The organism is Paeniglutamicibacter sulfureus (assembly GCF_039535115.1).
GTDB lineage: Bacteria > Actinomycetota > Actinomycetes > Actinomycetales > Micrococcaceae > Paeniglutamicibacter > Paeniglutamicibacter sulfureus.
In genome coordinates this window covers 3,206,989-3,222,455 of sequence record NZ_BAAAWO010000001.1, presented here as the reverse complement: position 1 = coordinate 3,222,455, position 15,467 = coordinate 3,206,989, and the positions used below count along the sequence as shown (strand labels likewise).

The following is a 15,467-nucleotide window of genomic DNA, read 5'->3' as shown; positions in this document are numbered from 1 at the left end:
CCGGAAATCAGGACGGCAGCTAGGTAGAGTGCAACGCATGGCGTACGAAATGACTGACGACGAGTTTGAACTGGTGGCCGAGCGTGCCCTGGATGAAATCCCCGAGGCCCTCCTTGCCATGATGGAAAACGTCGCCATCTTCATCGAGGATGCCTACAAGCCCCTACCCAGCGAAGACCCGGCGACTAAATTGCTGGGTCTTTACGAGGGGACATCACTGACGGAGCGCGATTCGGGATGGGGCGCCGGGGCCATGCCCGACCGCATCACCATTTTCAAGAATGCAATTCTCGAAATCTGCTCCACCGAGAAGCAGGTTGTTGAAGAAGTCGGCATCACGATCGTTCACGAGATTGCCCACCACTTTGGCATCGATGACGAACGACTGCATGAACTTGGCTGGGGTTAGGGCTCTACACCTCGCGGGGGCCGGTTAGTACCGCGCACGCTAGGCGCACCGATCAAGGCGGACATCGCTCCGTAGTGGAAAGCCGGGTTCCTTCGCCTGGGGCAACAGGCCCCTTGATCCTGTATGGGCGGATGTTCATCCGGACTTAATCCATCCCCCGACGCGCTTCCAACGCCTCCATCGCTTCGTGACGATGATGCAACACTCCGGCCTGACCTGCCTCTATTCCTGCGAGTTAACGAGTTCGATTCCAAGTTTTCCAAAATGCCGCGCAAATTGACGAATAATTACACTGTTGTAATTGCCGTTATTGAAGTGACTGGTGTTGCCAGTGTGAATAGTTTTCCCATAGGGTGCTATAGGAAGCAGCGATCTGGCCGCACCGTTTCGGCCGTATTTCCCGCGCCTGTTGCGAGACTTGCTAACCGATCGCCGAGGTAAGGAACATCAAGGCATGGCAATCAGGGAAACACTCGGCGTCGCCGCCTGCTCATTTGCATTGGCTGCCACATGCTTCACGGGCGCACTGCCGGCAACAGCGGCACCAATCGCTCCGAGCGCCCTCACCATCGTGGCGGAGCCCGGCACCTCCAGCATCGAGCTCCCTACCCGAGCGCAGTTGGACGCGGCTAAATCTGACCCGGCGGCGCTCAACTCCCTGGTCGAGCGACTCGAAGCCCAGATCGAATCCGGCCGCCAAGGAATCATTTCTGCCGAGGCAGCCGCATTGCATGCCCAGGACAACCTGCTGGCCGCTGATGAATTGCTCGCCGAACGCACCGAGGCCGCTGCGGAAGCCGCCGCGGAAGCGGACAAGGCCACCGAATACCTGCTCTCGAGCAAGAAGGATGTCGGGGAACTGGCATCCAACCTTTACCGCAATGGCGGCATCAATCCCGGCGTTATGACCTTGCTGGAAGACTCACAGGACAACGATGTCCTCTACAAGGCTTCCACCATGGACGCACTGAGTGCCAACCGCACCCTGACCGTCAGCAACGCCGAGGACGCCGCAGCTCTTTGGACTGCCTGGCAGGACTATGCCGCCGCAGCGGCCAAGGCCGCCGACGAAGCAACCAGCGCCCAGCAAACCGCCGCGGCAGCGGCCTCATCGACGCTTTCGAGCTTCCAAGACTCCGTTGCTCCCCAGGAAAAAATCCGCGAAGAGCTCATCGGCCAGTTGGCGTACCTGCACGAGGTCGACGCCAGCGAGGAAACCGAGCGCATTGCCGCCAAGGAAGCTGCTGCGGAAGCCAAAAAGCTCCAGGAACTGATCGAGAATGAGCCCCAGTCCGCACCCCCAGAGGTCGAGCTGAGCAAGGCACCCGAGATCAAGCCACTGGCGGCCCCGCCGAAGGTCCCCACTGAACGCCCGCAGGGCAACTCGCTGGTTCCCAAGCCCTCCGCGCCCAAGCCTCCACAGCTCTCCGTAGCGATTCCCCAGAAGGAAGATCCGGAGCCATCCAAGTCCGCTCCGAAGCCTGCTCCCGAACCCCAAAAGCCAACGGAAACCGCCAAGCCGGCTCCCGAGGCCGAGAAGCCGAAGGAAACGGCCAAGCCCAGGCCCAAGCCGGCTCCCGAGGCCGAGAAGCCGAAGGAAACGGTTAAGCCCAAGCCCAAGCCGGCTCCCGAGACCGAGAAGCCGAAGGAAACGGTCAAGCCCAAGCCCAAGCCGACGCCAACACCGAAGCCGACGATCGCTCCGCAGGCTCCGAAGCAGTCAATCAAGCCAAAGCCGGAACCCAAGCCCGAGCCCACCAAGGAGTCCGAGGCTCCCCAGTCGTCACGCAGCTACAACGCGGCCTTCTCCTGGGGCCACATGATCGCCAACGACGAATCCAAGCGATACAGGTACGGCGCCAACGGCCCGGACTTCTACGACTGCTCGTCCTTCACCCAAGCGGCATATGCCAAGTCAGGCATCAACCTGCCGCGAACCTCGTCGCAGCAATATGCGGCCGCGCCGACCAAGGTCCCGCTGAGCCAGCTGCGCGCGGGCGACTTGGTCTTCTCCTCCTCCAATGGAGGCAGCTCGTTCTACCACGTCGCCATCTACCTGGGCGGCGGACAGGTCCTGCATGCACGCAACCCCGCTAGCGGCATCTCAGTCACCTCTCTGGGTTACATCAACAACCTGCACCCCTACGCGGGACGTTACTAAGGATTCACCGCACCAAGATCAAATGAGTGAGGGCCGGGCAACCATTGGTTGCCCGGCCCTCACTCATTTGGTGGTCAAGGAAGCCTAGAGCCCCCCGTTGGCCCTGTCCTCGAACTCCTGGCGGGAGGCCAAGCGCGGGTCATCCCCGTCGGGGACCACCATGACCGGACCCTTGGAGTGGTGCAGCACGCCCTGGCTGGTGGAGCCCAGCAACATCCCGGCAAAACCGCCGCGACCGCGGGAGCCGGTCACCAGCAGCAGTGCGGTCTCGGATTCGCGGATCAGGATCTCCACCGGAGCGCCGTCGATGACATCGGTTTCAATCTCAAGGCCCGGGAACAGGCTCTGTAGCCAGGCCTTGCCGATGCCCATCTGGTGGCGCACGTCGGCGGTGACCGCTTCCTGGTCAACTGTTGCCGGCATCCAGGCCAGCGCTCCGCTGATCGGTGCCAGGGCACACACCACGCGCAGCGTCAGGCCGCGGGTGGCTGCCAGCTCGGCGGCCACCAGTACGGCCAGGCGCGCCCGGTCGGATCCGTCGACACCGACGACAACCCGGTCCTGGACCTGGGTGTCGTGCTCGTCGCGCTTGGATACGCACAGTGGCACCACGACAGTGGGGCACTTGGAGTGCGCCGGCAGCGCACTGGATACCGAGCCGAGCAGCCTTCCCACGAAGCCGCCGCGGCCACGGGTGCCGACCACGACGAGCTCGGCCTGGCGGCTTAGGTCCAGCAGCACCCCCGCCGGGTCGCCTGACTCGATGTAGGTGCGCACAGTGATGTTTTCGTCGGTGATGGTGGCCCGCGCCTGGCGGACGACTTCCTCCGCGCCGTTGCGGATCAACTGGTCATCCAGCGTGGCGTAACCGGCATCCATGGAGGAGGCGGCGAAGACCGGGATCGTATAGGCGGTCACGATATTCAGGACGCTTCCGCGCCTCTTGGCTTCCTGCGCCGCCCATTTCAGGGCACAGAGGCCCTGGTCTGAACCGTCGACACCAACAACGATTCCTTCGATGACCTCGGCGTCACCCTGGGCCTTGTTGTTTTCGCTCATCGTCTTCACTCCTACGTGTCACGGTCTGAGTCCTCGCGGGCTTCCCCGTACGAGGTCCCGTACTCCCATTGTCTACCACAGTGTGACGTGGGTCTATCTGCCGTTGAGCGTGGCGCATTTCTCCCCTGATTTTTCGCCTAGGGGCGTAAAGCCGAACTATAATTCCCACATGTCCCCTCAGGAAAAGACCCTCCCCCCAAGGACCGACGTGTCACGTCTGGACCGGTATTTCAAGATCACCGAACGCGGCTCGAACTACTCGCGGGAGATCCGTGGCGGCTTCGCCACCTTCTTCGCGATGAGCTACATCGTGGTGCTGAACCCCCTCATTCTTTCCGGCGCCGACTCCAACGGAGACTCGCTGGGCTCGGCCCGCGTCGCCGCGGTCACCGCCCTGGTCGCCGGCATCATGACCATCCTCATGGGCGCGTGGGCCAAGCACCCGTTCGCCATGGCCGCGGGCCTGGGCGTCAACGCCTTCATCGCCGTGACGGTTGCCGCCAACCCGGGACTCACCTGGCCCGACGTCATGGGACTCGTCATCATTTCCGGTGTGACCATGCTCGTGCTGGTGCTCACCGGATTCCGGACCGCGGTGTTCAACGCCGTGCCAACCAGCCTCAAGTCGGCCATCGTGGTCGGCATCGGCATGTTCATCGCCCTCATCGGCTTGGTCAATGCCGGTTTTGTGCGCCGCGTCCCGGATGCCGCCGGCACCACGGTCCCGGTGGGCCTTGGGTTTGACGGCTCGCTGACCGGCTGGCCGATCCTGGTCTTCATTGTCGGCCTGCTGCTCACCATCGCCCTGGTGGTGCGCCAGACCAAGGGTGCCATCCTCATTGGCATCGTGGTCTCCGCGATCCTGGCGAACATCCTCGAGGCCGTGTTCGACATCGGCCCCTCCTTCGATGCCGCCACCGGGACGGCCAACCCGCAGGGCTGGTCGCTGGTGGCCCCCTCGATGCCCACCTGGGCACTTCCTGATCTGTCCCTGGTGGGCGAGGCCAACGTCTTCGGTGCGTTCAGCACCCTGGGTGCCACCTCCGCGCTGCTGCTGGCCTTCGTGATCCTGCTGTCGATCTTCTTCGACGCCATGGGCACGATGGTGGGCCTGGCCAACGAGGCCGGGACGGTGGACAAGGACGGGAACATCCCGGACGTGGACAAGGTGCTGCTGGTCGACGCCATGGGCGCAGTGGTCGGCGGCGGGGCCTCGGGCTCCTCCAGCCAGATCTACGTCGAATCCGGCGCGGGCATCGGCGAGGGTGCCCGCACGGGCCTGGCCTCCATCGTCACCGGCGTGTTGTTCCTGGCCGCCATGTTCCTGACCCCGTTGATCCACCTGGTGCCGTTCGAGGCAGTCGCCCCGGCTCTGGTGGTCGTTGGATTCATGATGATCTCGCACGTTTCCAAGATCGACTGGAACGACTGGGGCGTTGCCATCCCGGCGTTCCTGACGTTCGTGTTGATGCCCTTCACCTACTCGATCGCCAACGGCATCGGTGCGGGCTTCGTGGCCTTCGTCTTCATCCGCTCGATCCAGGGCAGGGCCCGCGAGGTACACCCGCTGATGTGGGTCGTCGCGGGGGCCTTCGTGCTGTTCTTCGGTATCGGCGTCATCGAGCAGGCCATCGGCATCTAGGCACGCAGGCCACGCGCGAAAACCAATGAAGCGGGCAGGGGACGAAAGTCCCCTGCCCGCTTTGCTGTCCCCCCCGTTGGCGGGAAATGGCTACTTGACGCCGAGTTTCCACAGCGAGGTGACCTCGCCCGAGCGTTCCACGTGAAACGGGTCTGAGGTATCGGCCGCGCGCCCATGGGAGGGGACGGTGTCCTCGCGTCCCAGCACCGCCAGGCCGGCACCCTCGATCCAGTGCAGCAGCTCCGCGCGCGTGCGCAGCCCCAGCCGCTCGGCCAAATCCGAGATGACCAGCCACCCCTGCCCATCCTTCGCCAAATGGTCGGGCAACCCCGCAAGGAAGGCCCGCAGCATCGCCGACTTGGGGTCGTAGACCGCGTAGTCAAGCAGTGTCTGCGGGGTTCCCGGCAGCCATGGCGGATTGCACACCACCACATCGGCCCTTCCATCGGGGAACATGTCCTGCTGCACTGCGCGTGCCCGCTCCCCCAGCCCGAGCGAGGCGAAGGTCGCCTGCGCGCAGGCGACGGCGCGTTCCTGCGAGTCGGTGCCGATGACCTCGGTGACGCCGCGCGTGGCCAGGATGGCCGCAAGCACGCCGGTGCCCGTGCCGATGTCGAACGCCCGGCCGAGGCCGGGGAGCTCTGCCCGTGCCACCAGGTCCAGGTATTCTCCGCGCACCGGGGCGAAGGTACCGTAGTGCGGGTGGATCTTCGCATCCAGCGCGGCGACGTGCAGCCCGGTGGTGCGCCATTGCTGGGCGCCGATCGCGCCGAGCAGTTCCTGCAGGGAAACCACCACGGGTTCGGCCACCTGCCCAAAGGCATTGGTCCAGGCCTCGGTGACATCCGGGGCGCGGCGCAGTGCAACGGCCGGGCCGGGGCCCACCGGAACCAGCAGCATCGACAGGATCCGCGCCCGGTGCGTGCGTGCCTGGCGGTACTTGTAGAAGCGCTCGGCGGTCGTGGGTGCCGCGGCGGTGCGCTTGGCCTTGCCTCCGGCGGGAATGCGGCGGGCGATGGCGCTGAGCAGCTGGCGGGCGTTGTGGTAGTCCCCGGTGAAGAGCATGCCGGTGCCGTTGGTCGCCATCCGGTAGGCGTCGTCGGCTCCCAGTGAGTCGTCGACCTCAACGATGGCCTTGGGCGGTGGAACGTCATTGGCCGAGGACCACAGCGCCGCCTTTTCCAGGCCGTCGTGTGTCCAGGAAACTGTTGCGGGGGTGTTCATGGCGGTGCTGGCGCTCCTGCTCAACGTGGGTGGTGGGGTGGATACCGCGGTAGGCAAAAGGCCCTGTGAACCCCAAGCCTATAGCGGCCGGCGGGCACCCTTTGCCGCACCAAGCGGGCTGCGGCCGCGCTACACCGCGGTGGAGTGGCGCGCGAAGGCGCGCACCGTGGCATCGTCCCAGTGCTGGGCAGGGACTCCGCCGCCAAGCAGTTCCCGGATGAACTCCGGACCCGCGGGGATCGGCGCGTTGGAACCGGCGATGATGACATTGCCGTGTCGCCTGCCCTTGAGCATGGTCGGGTCGGCCACGATGGCCACGTGCTTGAAGACCGCGCCGATGGTGGCGGCCTCGCGCCGGGCATTCTCCAGTGCCGGGGTGTCCCCGCAATTGACGATGTACAGGCCAGTCTCATCCAGGACCCTGGCGGCGTGGGCGGTGAAGGCCAGGGTGGTCAGGTCCCGGGGGGTCTGGTCCCCGGCGAAGACGTCGCGGATCACCAGGTCGCGCGTGGCGTCGGTGAGCGTTGCCAGCACGGCTCCGGCCTCCCCGACGCGGATGCGCAACAGCGGCGCGCGCGGCAGGTCGAACCAGGCGCGCACCAGCGCGGCGAGCTTGCCGTCCAGCTCCACCACGACCTGGCGCGCGTTGGGGTAGGTCACCGACGCCCAGCGCGCCATGGAGCAGGCGCCGCCGCCCAGGTGCAGGGCGCGGAGCTTGTGCCCGTTGGCCTCGATCTGCCCGGGGTTGAAGCGGGAGCGGATGAGTGCGGCGATCCAGCGCATGTACTCGAAGTCGAGATGTCCGGGGGCGGCAAGATCCACGTGCGAAGACGGCACGTCGTTGATCCGCAGCAGCCAGCCGGTGGGCGAATAATGGTCGCGTTCAAGTTCCGCGGTGCCGGTGTCGATGGGGTAGATCCCCTCGACGGGACCGTCCTGCGGTGCAGCAGGCGTGTTGGCCGTTGCGGTGGCGAGGTTGCCGCCGCGCTTGTTCCTGCCCTTAGCCACGGTGTGCGCCACGGCGGACCATGCGGATTTCGTTCAGTCCGCTCCAGTCGTCGGCCAGCGGTTCCATCCGGCCGTCGGCATCGAATCCGTGCTTGGCATAGAAGGCCTGGGCGCGCGAGTTGTGCTCGAGGACCCAGAGCACGGCTGCGCGTTCCCCCAGCACGGTGTCAAGCAGCCGCCGGCCCAGCCCGGTGCCGTGTTCGGCGGCCAGGACGTAGAGGAGCTGCAGCTCGATGTCGATCCCGGTGTCGGCATCGTCCTCGGCAGCCGGACCGCCTCCGGCAATTCCGACGATGTCCCCGGCGGGGTTCGTGGCGATCCACAGCTCGGCGCCCTGGGCCAGTCCACGGATCCACCAGTCGCCCTGCTGCTCGAGGGAAGCGCGGGCGTTGGCAAAGAAGGATTCCGGACGTTGGCTGCCATAGGTCTCTTCCCACGCCTGCAGCTTCATCTCAAGGGCAGCGGGGATGTCTTCGGGTACGGCAAGTCGAATGGCGTAGGGCTCTGTAGTCACAGGGGCAAGCCTATGTGCTTCGGGGGCCGGGGGACGAAAGCCGTGATGCACATCAAGGGGCGCCACCGGGGATGAGGGCGCACCGGGACCTGCTAGCGGATGATCCCCACGGCAAAGCCGTCCCAGCCCTTGACGCCCACGGTCTGCAGGGCCGTGGCATCCACGCGCGGATTGGAACCCAGGACGTCGATCCCCCTCCGCACGCCGTTGACCAGGCGCCCGGCATCGGTGAGGGGGTCCCCTTCTTCCAGCACGGCGCCTTCGCGCACCACGTTGTCCACCACGATGACGCTGCCGGGACGGCCCAACATGATCGCCAGGTCGATGTAGTGCGCGTTGTTTTCCTTGTCGGCATCGATGAAGAACAGGTCAAACGGCTCCCCGTCCTCGGCCAGCAGGGAGTCGAGGGTGTCGAGGGCTGCGCCGATGCGGATCTCCACCCTGTCCTCTACCCCGCTGGCTGCCAGGTTGTCAGCGGCCACCCGGGCATGCAGCGGCTCGTATTCGCAGGTGGTCACGTGCCCCTCGGGGCCCACGCCGCGCGCCAGCCAGGTGGTGGAGTAGCCGCCGAGCGTGCCGATTTCCAGCACGCGCTTGGCACCGGCGATCTGGGTCAGCAACATCAGGAACTTCCCCTGCATCTCGCTGACTTCAATGTGGGGCAGCCCGGCCTCGTGGGCACGCCGACGCGCCGCCGCCATTTCCGGCTCCGGTGCCAGCAACTTTTCCACCAGGAACTTGTCGACGTCGACCGGGTTGGCGGAGGTCGCGGAGGTGTCCATGCTTGCTACTCCTGCTCGTTTATGGCCTTTTCCAGACGCTCGATCTTTCCGGTGATCTCCCCGCTGTAACCGGGGCGGATATCGGCCTTGAGCACCAGGGATACGCGCGAGCCATAGGCTGCCACGGCTTCCGTGGCGCGCTTGACCACGTCCATGACCTCGTCCCATTCGCCTTCCAGCTCGGTGAACATCGATGAAGTGGAGTTGGGCAGGCCCGATTCCCGGACCACCTTGACGGCGGCTGCCACCGCATCGTGGACCGACCCGTCGGTGTTGTCGGTACTGGGGGCTACGGAAAAGGCAACAATCATGGTTCCACTTTGCCACCGAGGCCCCGACATGTCACTTGCCTGCACCGCAAAAAGACTTTCAGGGCAATCGGTAGGCATTTTCCTTGCCAAGGGCCAACGGCTCTGCAAGGCTCGATCCACGTGACAAAGCTTGGGGGACCGGATCTTGGGAAAACTCGTACGGATCGGTGCGGCATTGTGCATGCTGGGCGTCGTGTGCGGATGTTCGGCGCTACCCGCACCACGGTCGGTGGCCGCGGGCGCTCCCGAACTGGATGACCTGTTGGCGGTGGTTCCGGGCGAGGCCCGGGTGCTCATGGGCATGGGATCGACCGACCATGCGGAGGTCATGGCCACCGCGGAGCTCGGTGACTACCGTGCAACCCGGCTGACCGTGGTGGCAGTTTGCCAGGGCGAGGGCGAATTGCAGCTCTCGCTGGACCATGGCGGCGCAGTGGCGTTCCCCTGTGACAAAAACATTGCCACTGTCGACATCCCCGTCACCTCCGGAGCACGTCCCAGCAAGGTGTCAATCGTGCTCGATCCGGGCAACACCTACTCGACGCTCGTCTATGCCGCGGACCCGCCACAGTAGGGCATGGACCCGGCGATTCGCTCAGCCCCAACCCAGGTAGCGGGTCAAGGCCGCCGCGCCCGCCCCGGCAATGACCACGACGAGGAACGGCGCCCGCAACAGCAGCGCAACGCCGGCGGCGGCCAAGGCGGCAAGCCTTGCATCGAATTCCACGCTGGTCCCGCTGGCGACGGTGTTGACGATGGTCAACGAGGCCAGCAGCCCAATGGTCAGGGTGCCCGCGGCGCGGGTCACCTTCTCGTTTTCGAGGATTTTCTCCGGGACCAGGTACCCCAGGAGCTTGATCGCGTAGGCCGCGGCGCAACCGGCAAGGACCCACCACCACAATTCATTCATCGCTTGCCCTTCGCGCTGTTGTGCGGCTCGACATCCGGTTCGAGTCCTTCGGTGGCCGGTCCGCGGCCAAAGTAGCCCCAGACCCCGGCGACGACGGCGGCCACCAGGATCGGCACGCCCGGCGGCACCAGCGGGATCGCCAGGACAGTGGCCAGCGAACAGACCGCTGCGATGGCCACGGGCTCCGCTGATTTCAGGCGAGGCCACAGCAGGCCCAGGAATGCGGCAACAGCGGCACCGTCAAGACCCCAGGCCTTAGGGTCGCCCAAGGCATCGCCCAGCAGTGCGCCCACCACCGTGAAAATATTCCACAAGACGTATACGCCAATTCCTGCCACCCAGAACCCGCGCCGCTGCTCGCCGGGTTCCGTCTGGCCGGCGGCGGTGGCGGTGGATTCGTCAATGGTCACTTGCGCCGCAGCGAGCTTTTTCAGTCCACGCGGCCTGAGCATGGCCTTGACCTGCATGCCGTAGACGGCATTTCTCACGCCCAATAGCGTGGCTGCACCGAAGGCCGGCCCGGGGCCGCCGCCACCGGCAATCACGCCGATGAAGGCAAATTGCGAGCCACCGGTAAACATGAGCAGGCTCAGGGCCACGGTCTGCCAGAGATTCAAGCCGGCGGCAATGGCCAAGGCACCAAAGGAAATCCCGTAGAGACCCGTCGCCACGGAGATCGAGAGAGCCGTCTTGGTGGCAGGAGTCAGTTGCAGTGTCACGGTATCAAGCCTAGTCGCGAGCGCAGCTCCGCACGATCCCTGCCCCGCAGTTGCGCCCTCCGGGCCCGGCTCAGCCGTGGGTCGCCTCGTAGCGAACCTTGAGCGTTCCTCGCTTGATCTTGGCCTCCAGTATCCGGGTGCCCCGCAACGCGGCCAGATCGCGGACGTGCGTGCCGCCGCACGGTTCCGCGTTGACCCCGGAGATCACCACAGTGCGAATGCCGGTCTCGTCGATGCTACTTGTGACGGGGGCCCCGGTGGCGACCAGCGCGTCCACACGTTCCTGGATCTCGGCGATGACCGGCTCGCGAGAGGACGCGGTGGAGAGATCCTCGGGAACGGAATCGGGATGGAAATCCAACCGAGCCTGACCCGGGAAATGGCTGTGGCCGCTGTGCCGCCAGCCCCGCTCCTCGCCAAGGAATCCCACCAGGTGCCCGGCAGTATGCAATGCGGCGTGCAGAAGCCGCGTTTCCGGATCAAGCGCTGTGCGCACGACCGCTCCCACGTTGTATTGCCCGGCACCGGTGAGGACCACCATCCCGTCCGCGCTGCGCGTCACCGCGACCGCGCGGCCCTCCACCGTTCCGGAGTCTTCCATCTGCCCGCCTCCACGCGGGTGAAAGATATTCGGACTGACAGCAATCCAGGGCTCGCCCTCATCATCACGCCCGGCGGCAATGACGGCGGCTGATGCCTCAAACAGGTAGGTATCGGAAAAATACGCATTCACTTGTTGTTCCACGCCGCGAGTCTACGCCTGTGCGTCCCCGTGCCCGGCTCCACCGCGCCCTTGTCCTAGGCCAGGCCGAGGTGCGCCTTGATGAGGGCCGGAACGTTGCTGGTCAGCTGGGCGACGCCCCGGCCAACGAGATATCTGGCGTCCTCGGGATCATCCACCGTCCACACCCGGAATGTTGCGCCGCGGGCCAGCCATTGACTGGTTACCGTGGGATGCTTGCGCATGTAGGCGACGCCGGGTCCCGCCAATTGCGGAACCCCGGTATTCAGCAACTCCACCCCCTCGGTCATGGCCTTGGCCAACACGGCCGCCACCCCTGCACGGTCACTTTCCCCTGCCTTGACCAGCTCGTCGATCCAGTCCTCGTCGACCTCGGTGACCAGTTGACAGACATGCGCCGGCGGGATCCGCTCCATCAGGTAGCGCACCGATCCGGGGTCGAAGCTCATGAACGAAATGTAGATGTCGTCCACCATGGATTGTTCAGGTTGCCACCCCATGTCCGACAGCTCGGCGATCATCGCTTCTTCCAATTGCCGCCCGTAGGGACTCGGATGCTTGATCTCCACGGCGAGGCCCACGGGGCGGTCGGCAGCCTGCAGCAGCTCCACCAATTCGCGCAGGGTCACCAACTGCTCATCGATCTTCCCATGGGATGCGGGAATCCAGGGGTTCTTCCATGAGGAGAAATCAAGTGACTTCAACTCGGCCAGTGTCTTGTCCCCGACCCTTCCGTTGGAGTCCGAGGTCCTGTCCACCGTCGGGTCGTGATGGCAGACCACAAAACCATCGGAACTTAGATGGATGTCGCATTCGATGCCGTCCGCCCCGTCAGCCAGAGCCTGCACGTATGCGGCACGCGTGTTTTCGGCATAGGCCTTCGATGAACCTCGGTGGGCGTAGACAAGGGTTCGCATGCCTTTTACGCTACCGCCGTCCCCGAAGCCCGCGCCGCTTGCCGCGCCCGTTGCCGGGTGAACTATCGTGGAAACCTGTTCCATCCACATGTCCAGGCCAAGGGAGCCGCAGTCAATGTCGTCAACCGGATTCAGCCTCGCCCCCGTGAACGACGCCGCCAAGGCGGTCGCGCTGCGCAAGATGAAACGACTCGCCACGGGGTTGCTGGTCATCATGGCGGTGATTTTTGCCGTGGCCTTCGCCCTGCAGCACCGCTATCCGTGGCTCGAGTATGTACGGGCAGCCGCCGAGGGGGGAATGGTCGGCGCGCTGGCCGACTGGTTTGCCGTCACGGCACTGTTCAGGCACCCCATGGGGCTGAAGATCCCGCACACGGCGATCATCCCGCGCAAGAAAGACCAGATCGGCGAGAGCCTGGGGCAGTTCGTGCAGGAGAACTTCCTTTCCCGGGATGTCGTCGGCACAAAGTTGGAGCAATTCGATGTTTCGCGCACTGTCGGCGGCTGGCTGGCCAAGGAGGACTCGGCCACCCGGGTGGCCCAAGAGGCCTCCACGGTGATCGGGGCGATGCTCGAGGTCCTGGATGACCGTGATGTCCTGGCGCTGTTGGAATCCCTGGCCAAGAAGCACATGCTTGCCCCCGAATGGTCATCGACCTTGGGCCGGATCATGGAGCGGGTGGTTGCCGACGGCCACCACAAGCCGGCAGTGGATCTTTTGGCCGAACGGGCAGGGCAGTGGGTGGCGGACAACCGCGAGATGGTCGTATCCCTGGTCGCCGAGCGCTCGCCCTCATGGGTCCCGGCGATGGTTGACACGCTGCTGGGTGAAAAGCTTCACCGCGAATTGCAGAAGTACGTACAGTCGGTGCGGAGCGACCCGCACCATTCCATGCGCTCGAGCATCGATCGGTGGTTGGAGAGGTTTGCCGCGGACATGCAGTCCGATGCGGAAATGATTGCCAAGGTCGAGGCCATGAAGCACTCGCTTCTTGGCGATGCGCAATTGCGCGAATTGGCCGCCACCAGCTGGTCATCCATCAAGGCCGCACTCGTCGATGCGATGGAAAACCCCGGTTCCGAGCTGCGCAGGTCCATGATTGCGGCAATCCGCGACTTCGGCGCGAGGCTGCGTGACGATGCCCGGCTGGCAGCCAAGGTCAACGGGTGGGTGGCGAACGCCGTGGTCTATGTCGTGGAAAACTACAGCGGGCAGATCACGTCTTTGATCACCGACACCGTCGCCCGCTGGGACGGCAGGGAGACCAGCGAAAAAATCGAGCTTCAGGTCGGACGGGACCTGCAATTCATCCGCATCAATGGCACCGTGGTTGGCTCCCTGGCCGGTCTGGCCATTTTCACCTTGGCCAACGCCCTGCTGCGTTAGCGTTCCTCGCCGGCCTCAAGAATGGTTCCGCGTCGCCGACGTTCGGCTTCGATGCCGGCTTCGACCTCGGCGTGCGCCTCGAGACGCTCCCCCTCGCTGACCAACTGGCCGGGGATGGTCGTGGGCAGGGTGCCAAAGGCAAGGGAGGCCGCTTCGATGACCTTCCTGCCCAGGAACCGGTTGCCGAATCCGCCAACCGCCGCACCGATGCCAAAGGGAACCGCCCGCCCCAGCATCGAAGCCCCCTGGGTGGCAAGCATCTTCTTCAGGAACGTTCGTTGCATGGTTTTCTGCATGGTCACCCACAAGCTGGAGGGCTTGTTGGCCCCGAACATTGCTGCCCATCCCTGGACGGGTCCGGCGCCGCGTCCCGCAACCTGGTGCGTCAGGGCGGAAATCATCGAACTTCCCTCGTCCCCCATGAGTATCGCCATGACCAGCAGCCGGGCCTTGTCCGGGTCCTCGGTGGTGATGCCGTGCAGTTCGGCGAGCGACTGCGCATAGAGCGCGCTCGCCTCAAGGAAGCCGATGGTCGCAGCCGCGGAGAAGCCCAGGGCGGCGACGGTTCCGACACCGGGGATGGCTGCCGTCGCACCAACTGCCGCACCGGATCCGGTGATGGCCAGCAGGTAGTCGCGTTCGACGAGCTTGGCCAGCTCCGCCGCGGTGTGGGCAGGGTATTTGCGGCGCAGGCGGCGCAAATAGGCCAGGACCAACGGGCGCTGCACACTGACGGCCTTCATGACGGCGCTCTGCACCCCGGGCTTGGGCTTGCCGTCCGGGCCGATGACACTGGAGGTAATGGGGTTCTTTTTCATCCTGTCTCCCACTCTATGGGTACAGGGCTGTCGACGTAAGCAAATCGCCGCTGGTCGTATGCCGTAAGAAGGAGAGGCTGAGGCTTCTTGCGGAAAAGGGGAAGTTTCGGAAACCGCAATTGCACGCCATTTCCATGGCTTGGCGGCGGATAGCGATCTGGCTCGACGCAGTTCAAGATCCGGAAGACCAAGGCAGGACGGTCGCATCAGGGGGCCACTGCGTCCAGTCATAGCGTGTCGCTGCGCCGGCAGTAAATGTTCCGTCGCGCCCCGGGGCGCAGGTGCCCGCCTTGATTCGGCTAGCGCCCGGCGACCGCCGGCGCGGACGCCCCGGCGGTTTCAGCGGTCTTGAGGGCAGCCCGCAAGGCAACAAACAGGACGATGACCGCAGCGGTCAACGAGATGTGCCCCAGGCCGGCAATGCCGGCGAAGGCGGCCGAGCTCGCATCGGTGCCCAGCACCACCAGCGTCCCCTTGACGAGCATCATGCCGCCGGTCACCGCAACGCCGATCGTCCACAGCCAGTAGAACCAGGCGAAGGCACGCGGCGCGGCGGTAGAGACAGTGAAGACCCTTTCCAGGACGAGCACGATGAGCAGGAACACGAAGCCGAGCACCAACAGATGGGTGTGCACCAGCGGCAACTGGGATGCCGAACGGACAGCGAAGTCGCTGGCCTTCGTCAGCTCGCGGTAATAGAGGCCCGAGAGCACTCCGGTGATTCCAAAGGCAAAGGCGGTGTACATCAGGCGCATCATGGCGTTGTGGTTCCTTTCGCTGGTGCCCGGGCAAACGGTGGTTGTGCCGGCAGGGCCCTCGGGCACGAGGCCTTGCCGCATCTCACCATCCACTGTGCCCGGATGC

General features: G+C 65.0%; 17 protein-coding genes. 5 read left to right on the top strand and 12 right to left on the bottom strand.

The features are described 5' to 3' along the window. The first annotated feature begins 37 nt into the window (after nucleotides 1-37). Both ABD687_RS14720 and ABD687_RS14715 read left to right on the top strand, forming a co-directional pair. Nucleotides 38-409 (top strand): metallopeptidase family protein, encoded by a 372-nt coding sequence (locus ABD687_RS14720; protein WP_264270525.1) that lies wholly within the window; start codon nucleotides 38-40, stop codon nucleotides 407-409. Nucleotides 410-863: 454 nt separating this feature from the next. Continuing rightward, a complete protein-coding gene (locus tag ABD687_RS14715) occupies nucleotides 864-2,570 on the top strand; it encodes an NlpC/P60 family protein (protein WP_310290081.1) in 1,707 nt (568 codons plus the stop codon). Nucleotides 2,571-2,654: 84 nt separating this feature from the next. Here ABD687_RS14715 and ABD687_RS14710 read toward each other — a convergent pair whose 3' ends face one another. Beyond that, nucleotides 2,655-3,629, bottom strand: coding sequence for a universal stress protein (locus tag ABD687_RS14710; protein WP_264270523.1), 975 nt, complete (start codon nucleotides 3,627-3,629; stop codon nucleotides 2,655-2,657). Between the two features lie 169 nt (nucleotides 3,630-3,798). Here ABD687_RS14710 and ABD687_RS14705 point away from each other — a divergent pair, with 169 nt between their 5' ends. Then, the gene (locus tag ABD687_RS14705; protein WP_264270522.1) at nucleotides 3,799-5,271 is read left to right on the top strand and encodes an NCS2 family permease; all 1,473 of its coding nucleotides are present in this window, start codon (nucleotides 3,799-3,801) and stop codon (nucleotides 5,269-5,271) included. A 90-nt stretch (nucleotides 5,272-5,361) separates the two neighbouring features. Here the strand turns inward: ABD687_RS14705 and ABD687_RS14700 are convergent, their stop codons facing one another. From ABD687_RS14700 to ABD687_RS14680, 5 genes are all read right to left on the bottom strand, one after another. Further along, nucleotides 5,362-6,495 (bottom strand): class I SAM-dependent methyltransferase, encoded by a 1,134-nt coding sequence (locus ABD687_RS14700; RefSeq protein ID WP_310290086.1) that lies wholly within the window; start codon nucleotides 6,493-6,495, stop codon nucleotides 5,362-5,364. A gap of 129 nt (nucleotides 6,496-6,624) precedes the next feature. Further along, on the bottom strand, nucleotides 6,625-7,503 hold the full coding sequence (locus ABD687_RS14695) for a spermidine synthase (protein ID WP_377700284.1): 879 nt from the start codon (nucleotides 7,501-7,503) through the stop codon (nucleotides 6,625-6,627). Then, nucleotides 7,496-8,017, bottom strand: coding sequence for a GNAT family N-acetyltransferase (locus tag ABD687_RS14690; protein ID WP_264270520.1), 522 nt, complete (start codon nucleotides 8,015-8,017; stop codon nucleotides 7,496-7,498). The genes ABD687_RS14695 and ABD687_RS14690 overlap by 8 nt, the downstream gene beginning before the upstream one ends. Nucleotides 8,018-8,109: 92 nt before the next feature. Further along, nucleotides 8,110-8,799, bottom strand: coding sequence for an O-methyltransferase (locus tag ABD687_RS14685; RefSeq protein WP_310290087.1), 690 nt, complete (start codon nucleotides 8,797-8,799; stop codon nucleotides 8,110-8,112). A 5-nt stretch (nucleotides 8,800-8,804) separates the two neighbouring features. Beyond that, nucleotides 8,805-9,110: a thiamine-binding protein gene (locus ABD687_RS14680; protein WP_264270518.1), complete on the bottom strand. Its 306-nt coding sequence runs from the start codon at nucleotides 9,108-9,110 to the stop codon at nucleotides 8,805-8,807. A 145-nt stretch (nucleotides 9,111-9,255) separates the two neighbouring features. Here ABD687_RS14680 and ABD687_RS14675 point away from each other — a divergent pair, with 145 nt between their 5' ends. Further along, entirely contained in the window at nucleotides 9,256-9,684 is a 429-nt protein-coding gene (locus ABD687_RS14675) for a hypothetical protein (protein ID WP_310290088.1), read from the top strand. 21 nt (nucleotides 9,685-9,705) lie between these two features. On the opposite strand, the gene ABD687_RS14670 is transcribed toward ABD687_RS14675, so the two are convergent. From ABD687_RS14670 to ABD687_RS14655, 4 genes are all read right to left on the bottom strand, one after another. Continuing rightward, nucleotides 9,706-10,020, bottom strand: coding sequence for an AzlD domain-containing protein (locus ABD687_RS14670; RefSeq protein WP_264270516.1), 315 nt, complete (start codon nucleotides 10,018-10,020; stop codon nucleotides 9,706-9,708). Then, entirely contained in the window at nucleotides 10,017-10,739 is a 723-nt protein-coding gene (locus ABD687_RS14665) for an AzlC family ABC transporter permease (protein ID WP_264270515.1), read from the bottom strand. Before ABD687_RS14665 ends, ABD687_RS14670 begins: the two co-directional genes overlap by 4 nt. Before the next feature lie 70 nt (nucleotides 10,740-10,809). Beyond that, on the bottom strand, nucleotides 10,810-11,484 hold the full coding sequence (locus ABD687_RS14660; RefSeq protein ID WP_310290090.1) for an alanyl-tRNA editing protein: 675 nt from the start codon (nucleotides 11,482-11,484) through the stop codon (nucleotides 10,810-10,812). A 53-nt stretch (nucleotides 11,485-11,537) separates the two neighbouring features. Next, nucleotides 11,538-12,398, bottom strand: coding sequence for a glycerophosphodiester phosphodiesterase (locus tag ABD687_RS14655; RefSeq protein WP_310290092.1), 861 nt, complete (start codon nucleotides 12,396-12,398; stop codon nucleotides 11,538-11,540). A 115-nt stretch (nucleotides 12,399-12,513) separates the two neighbouring features. Between ABD687_RS14655 and ABD687_RS14650 the strand changes: the two genes are divergently transcribed. Continuing rightward, nucleotides 12,514-13,785, top strand: a complete 1,272-nt coding sequence (locus ABD687_RS14650; protein ID WP_310290094.1) for a DUF445 domain-containing protein — start codon at nucleotides 12,514-12,516, stop codon at nucleotides 13,783-13,785. On the opposite strand, the gene ABD687_RS14645 is transcribed toward ABD687_RS14650, so the two are convergent. Next, entirely contained in the window at nucleotides 13,782-14,603 is an 822-nt protein-coding gene (locus tag ABD687_RS14645; protein ID WP_310290096.1) for a hypothetical protein, read from the bottom strand. The two genes, ABD687_RS14650 and ABD687_RS14645, sit on opposite strands and share 4 nt — an antisense overlap. Nucleotides 14,604-14,902: 299 nt before the next feature. After that, entirely contained in the window at nucleotides 14,903-15,442 is a 540-nt protein-coding gene (locus ABD687_RS14640) for a DUF2871 domain-containing protein (protein ID WP_310290098.1), read from the bottom strand. Nucleotides 15,443-15,467: the final 25 nt, after the last annotated feature.